This is a genomic window from Ferruginibacter sp. (genome assembly GCF_031430955.1).
Lineage (GTDB): Bacteria > Bacteroidota > Bacteroidia > Chitinophagales > Chitinophagaceae > Ferruginibacter.
Genome location: NZ_JANPCM010000563.1, coordinates 1 through 7,186 on the forward strand (window position 1 = coordinate 1; position 7,186 = coordinate 7,186).

Here is a 7,186-nt window from a genome sequence, read left to right on the forward strand (position 1 = left end):
GTGGCAAACTATCCTGGCGCTTTATGAAAGCCGAATCTTTACTATTAGTTTGTGAAAAACTAATTTGAGTAAACAATAATATACTCATACAAAAAACAAGTGATTTTATCATTGCATTTTATTAATAGCATTTTAGTTAAATAAAGTAAAAATAAACAAAGGGAGGAAATAAATCAATTAATTCGTTATTCGGTATTGTCTTTCCATTGTTGGTTTTCCACACCAATCTCCGCTCCCCTCCTCGCCGTTGTTGTGTCTTATTGACCGACAACGAATGGCACCTGAATACTATTATCGAAAAAAGCATTCTCTTTTCGCAACCTTCGTTTGCTGCACAAAAATCGTTGGTCAATAAGACACAACGATGGCGGAGATAATAGCGAAGCTAAAAGCGATGATTTTTTTTTCGTCCACTGAAACTATTTTGCATCAATCTCCGCTTCCTTCCCCGCCGTTGTTGCGTCTTATTGACCAACAACGAATGGGGATTTAAACTATCTGAATAAAAGATAAAACAATTATAGCTATTATTTTGTTTTTTGTGAAATAGATAAATGCTGCAGATGGCAAGTAATAAGAAATTGGGCATTCTTTACCAAAAACTACTGTCGGAAGAAACGAAAAGAATAAGTGAATCAATTATTCTTACCATCGCCATTGCAAGTTTCGTTATTCACCTCTGCATAATATACATGGTAGATTTCGGTATTATTTCTTTAAATACTACTTCTGACTTACTTAAAAATCCTATAGCTGCCATATATACGCCTTTTTCATTTATCCTGGTGTATGAAGTATACCTGTTGATTCACTACCTCCCGAAATCTATTACCACTTATATCAGCAAGCAATATGAAATTATTACGCTTATTATTATCCGGCGTTTGTTTAAAGATCTTTCCACTTTGACTCTTTCAGATGATTGGTTCAAAATTAAATATGACCTGCAGTTCACCTATGACCTGGTAGCATCAATACTCCTTTTTTTTCTTATTTACCTGTTCTTAAAACAGAGTAAAAAAATATACAGAACCAGCGAGATGGATGAACGCCATATTAAAGGCATAGCAAACTTCATAAAATTAAAAAAAGTATTGTCTGTTTTTTTAGTGCTGGTAATAATTTTTGTTGCTGTTTATTCATTTCAGCATTGGCTTGCAGGCGTTATCAGCCCGTCTGCAAATACAGATGTTTCTTTTAAAAATATTAATAATATTTTTTTTGAACAGTTTTTCACTATTTTAATTATTGCAGATGTTATTTTGCTATTATTTTCTTTTTTTCATACTGATGAATTTCACAAGGTTATCAGGAATTCAGGCTTCATTATTTCTACTATCTTAATCAGGTTATCGTTTTCTGTAAGCGGCTTGCTAAATACTGTGCTGATTGTTGCTGCTATTATTTTTGGGCTTTTAATACTTGTTATTCATAATAAATTTGAAGCGTATATTGCATTGAATAAAAACAATACTTAAACTGCTAATAAATTTTAAGCAATTAGTTATATAACGTTATAAAAAAATTAAAACAAAAACAAATGAATAATTATTCCATCGCCGCTCAGTTGATAGTTGCTTTATCCGTAGCATATGTTTGGATATTTCGCTTTGATAATATTGTAAAAGAATTTAAGCAATATGGCTTGAATAACTTAATCCGTAGCATAGTAGGGGCAGCCAAAATAGCTTTATCAACATTGTTGGTTGCCGGCATTTGGTATCCGGGCTTAATACTTGTTCCGGCCCTGCTTATGGCTTTTCTTATGGTATCAGCACAATATTTTCACTTTAAAACCGGTAATCCCTGGCAAAAACATATACCCTCTTTGCTGCTGCTGGTACTTTGTCTTTTCATTGCAGCTGTTTCTCTAAAATTAATATAATAATGAATTTACTGAATGTCCTGATTATAATTTCAAGTCTGTCTTTTTTGAGCTATGGAATTGCCTATTTTAAATCAGCAAAAATGAAAAGTGAATTCAAACGCTTTGGACTTGAGAAAGCAGGAGCACTTACTGCATTTTTAGAAATTTTTGGGGCATTGGGCCTGTTGGTGGGTTTCAAGCTACATGCTATTTTACTGATTTCTGCAGGTGGACTTGCAATATTAATGCTACTGGGTGTTGCAGTCAGGATAAAAATTAAGGATAGTTTTTGGGTTTCACTACCCGCCTTGTTTTTTATGCTGCTAAATGGATATATTTTTTTTATGTCGCTGTGCTCATAGTATATTAACCTATTCACTCAATTATATGGTTAGTTAATTTAAAAAGTGGTTGGGTGTAAACAAAACTAACATTCTTCTGTTAATGATATGTTGTTCAGTAGGTTTAAACAAAATTTAAAATATACACAATCATGCTAAAAAAGTTTTCAACAACAGATAAATTATTGTTTATCTCAGCCTTTCTTTCGCTTATTTTTTCCGAAATATTGTATTTCAAAGGAGAAGCAAACGCTGCCATATTTATTGGTATTTGGGTGCCCTCTATACTGGCTTTCGGAATTTATTTAAAACTGGTAAACAACAACAAAAATGACTGATCTCATACCATATTTCGCAGGGCTGATTACTCTATTATTCGGAACAGGCTTTTTCCTTGCATTACAAGAAATGAAGAAAAAAAAACTCTGAGCATTATTTCTCAGCCTCGTTTCCTCTCTTCATGAACCTTCGCAATAATCCTCTCAAACATTATCTTTACTGAGTAACTAAATAAATTACTTCCAGCAATGTTCCACTCCTACCCGGAATATTGGCCACAATTTTTAATCGCAACCATTTTGGAATGGAAACCATTATTGCAAAATAAAACTTACAGGGATGAAATTATCAAAAGCCTTTGCCCAGCTCATAATTCGCTTAGCCGCTTACACATTTTTATCCATACAAAGTGGTTAATTCACAAAGAAAAAAGAAGCAAAATAAAAAGTAAAAATAGTAAATTTGGTAATAAAACTAAGGCTATGGTCGTTGAGGATATATACAAATGACATCATGCAAAACCTATCCATCTTTTTAGTATTATTTTTATCTGCCTGCAATCGTGATAATAATACAGTTAATCCAAATACCGCCATTGAATTTGGCCAACCCGTAAAAGTGGAAATGATTGGATATAGCGGTAACATTATGGAACCGTTTATTTCAAGAAACGGAACAACCTTATTGTTTAATAATTTGAATGGAGCACCCGAAAACACCAATCTTCACTGGGCAACTAAAATTAATGATACTGCTTTTCAATATAAGGGTGAAATTGCCGGAGTAAATACAATCGATTTAGAGGGCGTTCCAACTTTAGACAACGCAGGAAATTTATATTTTGTTTCTACCCGTAATTATGCAACTACACTTTCTACGCTGTATCAATGCAATTTTTTTAATGGTACAGCAACAAATGTTCAGTTAGTAAATGGAGTATCTAAATTACAGGCAGGTTGGTTAAACTTTGATGTAGAGATAAGTGCCGACGGGCAATCAATGTATTTTGTAGATGCACTTTTTGACCAGACATTGAATCCAATTACTGCAGACCTGGTTATTGCAAAAAAAACTAACGCAGGTTTTCAGCGCTTGCCCAACAGTGATGCGATAATGAAAAACATCAATTCAGCCGCACTTGAATATGCAGCCTGTATTTCTGTTAACGAACTTGAATTATATTTTACGAGGCTGGCAGTGCCTGTTACAGCTGCATCATCGCCAGAGATTTTTGTTTCAACCAGGCAAAATGTGAATGAACCTTTTGGTGTGCCCTCAAAAATACAAAGTATAACAGGTTTTGTAGAAGCCACAACCATTGCACCAGACCAAAAAACTTTGTATTATCATAAAAAAGAAAATAATAAACATGTACTGTATGTGGTAACAAAGAAATAGCACAATGTATATTTCAACATAGAGTTTTTGCCTTACTGGTTTTATGCACCAAATAACAAAAATTAAAACGCTTCTCCTTTGTTGCTGTTTGGCACCAGTCTTCTCTCCCTCGCCATTGTTGTGTCTTATTGTCCAACAACGAATAACTCACGAATACTGTTAGCGAAAAAAGTATTTCCTTTTCGCAACCATAGTTTGCTGCAATGCATCGTTGTTTAAAAAGACACAACCATGGCGGAGATTTTTGCAAAGCTAAAAGTTACATTTTCTTTTACCGTCATTGTAAAGCCCCACTCCACAAACAGACATTTCAAACAAAAAATTTAAAGGCAAAAGAAAAATATTTATTAAAAAATTTGCGAAACCAAATAGTTGCGCTTATATTTGCAACCGATTGGCTTCGTAAAAATAAACAATTATGAGACGAGACATTTTTCAGGCAATAGCCGATCCTACAAGGCGGGCAATTATTACTTTAATTGCATTGCAGGCAATGACGCCGAACGCCATTGCCGACAACTTCCACACTACCCGGCAATCTGTTTCTAAACACCTCCGCATACTTACTGAATGCGAACTGGTAAAACAGGAACAGCAGGGCAGAGAAATTTACTACTCACTTGAAATTGAAAAAATGAAAGAGATTGACAAATGGCTTAATCAATTCAGAAAAATCTGGGAAACCCGGTTTAATCAACTTGACAAAGTATTATCAACAATTAAAAAAAATAAAAAATGAGCAACAGTTTACCCACAGGGCCCCAGGGGCTATTTGATTTTAAAGTTGACAAAGCAACAAAAACTGTATTCGTAAACAGAGAATTTGATGCTGATCTTTCGCTGGTATGGGATGCATTTACCAAACCCGAAATTCTTGACCAATGGTGGGCACCTAAACCCTGGGCCTCCAAAACAAAAATTATGAATTTTGAAGTTGGTGGAAGAAGATTTTATGCCATGGTAAGTCCGGAAGGGCAAGAGCATTGGTCTGTTCAGAAATATACTTCCATTAGTCCTAAAACTAATTTCAAATATTTGAATGCTTTTGCTGACGCAGATGAGAACCCTGAATTGCCGGGTTCTGATTGGGATCTGAATTTCAGCGAACAAAACGGAACTACAAAAGTGAGTATTACTATTTACAATGAATCTCTTGAACGAATGGAGAAGATGATTGAAATGGGTTTCCAGGGAGGATTTACTATGACATTGAACTACCTGGAAGAATTATTGGCAACTTTATCAAAGCGATCATGATTCCCCGGGACAAAGGATAGAAAAAAAATTTACAAACACATTGACAACGGGGATGCTGAAAACCGAATAGAGTAAGCATAAAATAAAAATCAAAAAAATGGCACTTATTAATCCTCACATTAACTTCAATGGCAATGCCGAAGAAGCATTCAATTTTTACAAATCAGTATTTGGTGGCGAGTTTGCAAAAATTATGCGTTTTAAAGACTTATCACGTCCTGAATTTCCGGTAGCAGAAAATGAAGCCAATAAAATAATGCACATTGCTTTGCCTATTGGTAAAAATATTTTAATGGCAAATGATGTTCCGGAATTTATGGGACGAACAAATGAAAACGAAAACAGAAGTAAAATTTCAATTAGTGCTGAAAGCAAAGAAGAAGCAGACAAACTATTTAACGGACTTTCAGCAGGTGGACAGATAGAAATGCCTATTACCGACAGTCCCTGGGGTTCATACTTTGGAATGTTTAGAGACAAATATGGAATTGAATGGATGGTAGATTTTGACCCAAATTATAAAGGAAAAGCATAAACTCATGAACGTACAAGAACAAATCAAAAAGTATATTGATAGCCAACCTGAACCAAAACGCAGCGAAATGCAAGAGTTGCATCAGCACATACTTCAAGTGTTGCCAAAATGTAAATTATGGTTCTTAGACGGCAGAGACGATAAAGGTAAAACGGTTGCTAACCCCAATACAGGATATGGATTTTACACCATAAAATATGCTGATGGAAAAACCAGGGAGTTTTATCAAATTGGTTTAAGTGCAAACACCACTGGAATTTCTGTCTATATCATGGGTATTAACGATAAGGAATATTTAGCTCAAACGTATGGAAAAGAATTGGGCAAAGCGAGTGTAACGGGGTACTGTATAAAATTTAAATCGCTGAAAGATATAAACATTGATATACTTGAAGCGGCAATACGATATGGCGTTGAGGCTACGAATGAAAAAGGGTAAGCTGATGAAATAATTAAAAATGAAACATTATTCATCTGTCTTTCAGAAGGCGGGAATATTGAAACGCCTGTTGCCGGCAGTGCCTTAGGATTCATAATTTTCGCTTTTGTTGCTGACAGGGACCAATCTCCGCTCCCATCTCCGTCATTACTGGGTCTTATTGACAACAAAGTATGGAGAACCATTTATAGGTAGCAAAAATTTATACAATTGTTTTTACGTTTCAGCGGAACGTATTATGCCCTTGACAGGCATAGTGTATTAAAAGTGCCAATACAAATTGTGTTGCCTCAAAAAAGCACCAACCGTTTGCACCCAATCTTCATTATTAAAATTTAATTTATTTAACTATATTTAATTTTATTATACAATTAATCTTTATTCATCCTTATGCATTACAAAAAAATATTGCTGCCCGCTTTTGTCTTCTTACTTTTTTTAAAATCCTTTTCGCAACCCAAAGTTCCGGACCATGTTTTTTACCAAAAACTTGAAAACGGTTTAGAAGTAATGGTGCTGGAAGATCACACTATTCCCTTTTCAACAATTCAAATTGCCTGTAAGAATGGTTCCTTTACCGAGGATAATGAGTATAATGGCCTTAGTCATTTATATGAACACATGTTTTTTAAATCGAACAAAGAATATAAAAGTCAGGAAGATTTTTTAAAGGCAACAGATAAGCTTGATATGAGTTACAACGGCCAAACCCTGGAAGAAAATGTTACCTATTACTTTACCCTTCCAAAACAAAACACTGTAAAAGGGCTGGAGTTTATGAACGCTGCAATCCGCTATCCAAAGTTTAAAAAATCGGACATGCTTGCAGAAAACCCGATAGTAGATGCAGAATTTCAAAGGCACGAATCGAGCCCGTATTTTGTACTGATAGATACCATCAATCACCTGCTTTGGGGAAATAATTACAGCCGTAAAAACATAATAGGCAACCACGATGTTATCCTTTCGGCTACGCCTGAAAAAATGGAAATCATAAAAAATAAATTTTATTATCCTAATAATTGCCTGCTGATTGTAGCAGGTGATGTTGAGCATACCGAAATTTTTTC

General features: G+C 34.7%; 10 protein-coding genes. All 10 read left to right on the forward strand.

Annotated features, from left to right (window positions below):
- The first annotated feature begins 563 nt into the window (after positions 1–563).
- Complete coding sequence (locus tag ACY65O_RS16080; protein ID WP_462221881.1) at positions 564–1,478, forward strand: hypothetical protein; 915 nt, start codon at positions 564–566, stop codon at positions 1,476–1,478.
- A gap of 62 nt (positions 1,479–1,540) precedes the next feature.
- Positions 1,541–1,885: a DoxX family protein gene (locus ACY65O_RS16085; RefSeq protein ID WP_462221882.1), complete on the forward strand. Its 345-nt coding sequence runs from the start codon at positions 1,541–1,543 to the stop codon at positions 1,883–1,885.
- Positions 1,886–1,887: 2 nt separating this feature from the next.
- Positions 1,888–2,229, forward strand: coding sequence for a DoxX family protein (locus ACY65O_RS16090; RefSeq protein WP_462221883.1), 342 nt, complete (start codon positions 1,888–1,890; stop codon positions 2,227–2,229).
- A 131-nt stretch (positions 2,230–2,360) separates the two neighbouring features.
- Positions 2,361–2,546 carry a hypothetical protein gene (locus ACY65O_RS16095; RefSeq protein ID WP_462221884.1) on the forward strand — a complete coding sequence of 62 codons (186 nt, stop codon included), beginning with the start codon at positions 2,361–2,363 and terminating at the stop codon, positions 2,544–2,546.
- 454 nt (positions 2,547–3,000) lie between these two features.
- Positions 3,001–3,885, forward strand: a complete 885-nt coding sequence (locus ACY65O_RS16100; protein WP_462221885.1) for a hypothetical protein — start codon at positions 3,001–3,003, stop codon at positions 3,883–3,885.
- A gap of 418 nt (positions 3,886–4,303) precedes the next feature.
- Complete coding sequence (locus ACY65O_RS16105) at positions 4,304–4,624, forward strand: ArsR/SmtB family transcription factor (protein WP_462221886.1); 321 nt, start codon at positions 4,304–4,306, stop codon at positions 4,622–4,624.
- Positions 4,621–5,142, forward strand: a complete 522-nt coding sequence (locus ACY65O_RS16110; RefSeq protein ID WP_462221887.1) for an SRPBCC family protein — start codon at positions 4,621–4,623, stop codon at positions 5,140–5,142. Before ACY65O_RS16105 ends, ACY65O_RS16110 begins: the two co-directional genes overlap by 4 nt.
- Positions 5,143–5,239: 97 nt before the next feature.
- Positions 5,240–5,677, forward strand: coding sequence for a VOC family protein (locus ACY65O_RS16115; RefSeq protein ID WP_462221888.1), 438 nt, complete (start codon positions 5,240–5,242; stop codon positions 5,675–5,677).
- Positions 5,678–5,681: 4 nt separating this feature from the next.
- Entirely contained in the window at positions 5,682–6,116 is a 435-nt protein-coding gene (locus ACY65O_RS16120; RefSeq protein WP_462221889.1) for a DUF1801 domain-containing protein, read from the forward strand.
- A 510-nt stretch (positions 6,117–6,626) separates the two neighbouring features.
- Positions 6,627–7,186, forward strand: a 560-nt coding sequence (locus ACY65O_RS16125) for a M16 family metallopeptidase (protein WP_462221890.1), incomplete at its 3' end; no start/stop codon positions are given.

Excerpts from the sequence above, each read along its gene's own strand:
- ACY65O_RS16080 (WP_462221881.1), top strand. The coding sequence starts at position 564 with ATGGCAAGTAATAAGAAATTGGGCATTCTTTACCAAAAACTACTGTCG.
- ACY65O_RS16120 (WP_462221889.1), top strand. The coding sequence starts at position 5,682 with ATGAACGTACAAGAACAAATCAAAAAGTATATTGATAGCCAACCTGAA.
- ACY65O_RS16105 (WP_462221886.1), top strand. The coding sequence starts at position 4,304 with ATGAGACGAGACATTTTTCAGGCAATAGCCGATCCTACAAGGCGGGCA.
- ACY65O_RS16100 (WP_462221885.1), top strand. The coding sequence starts at position 3,001 with ATGCAAAACCTATCCATCTTTTTAGTATTATTTTTATCTGCCTGCAAT.
- ACY65O_RS16085 (WP_462221882.1), top strand. The coding sequence starts at position 1,541 with ATGAATAATTATTCCATCGCCGCTCAGTTGATAGTTGCTTTATCCGTA.
- ACY65O_RS16090 (WP_462221883.1), top strand. The coding sequence starts at position 1,888 with ATGAATTTACTGAATGTCCTGATTATAATTTCAAGTCTGTCTTTTTTG.
- ACY65O_RS16115 (WP_462221888.1), top strand. The coding sequence starts at position 5,240 with ATGGCACTTATTAATCCTCACATTAACTTCAATGGCAATGCCGAAGAA.
- ACY65O_RS16095 (WP_462221884.1), top strand. The coding sequence starts at position 2,361 with ATGCTAAAAAAGTTTTCAACAACAGATAAATTATTGTTTATCTCAGCC.
- ACY65O_RS16110 (WP_462221887.1), top strand. The coding sequence starts at position 4,621 with ATGAGCAACAGTTTACCCACAGGGCCCCAGGGGCTATTTGATTTTAAA.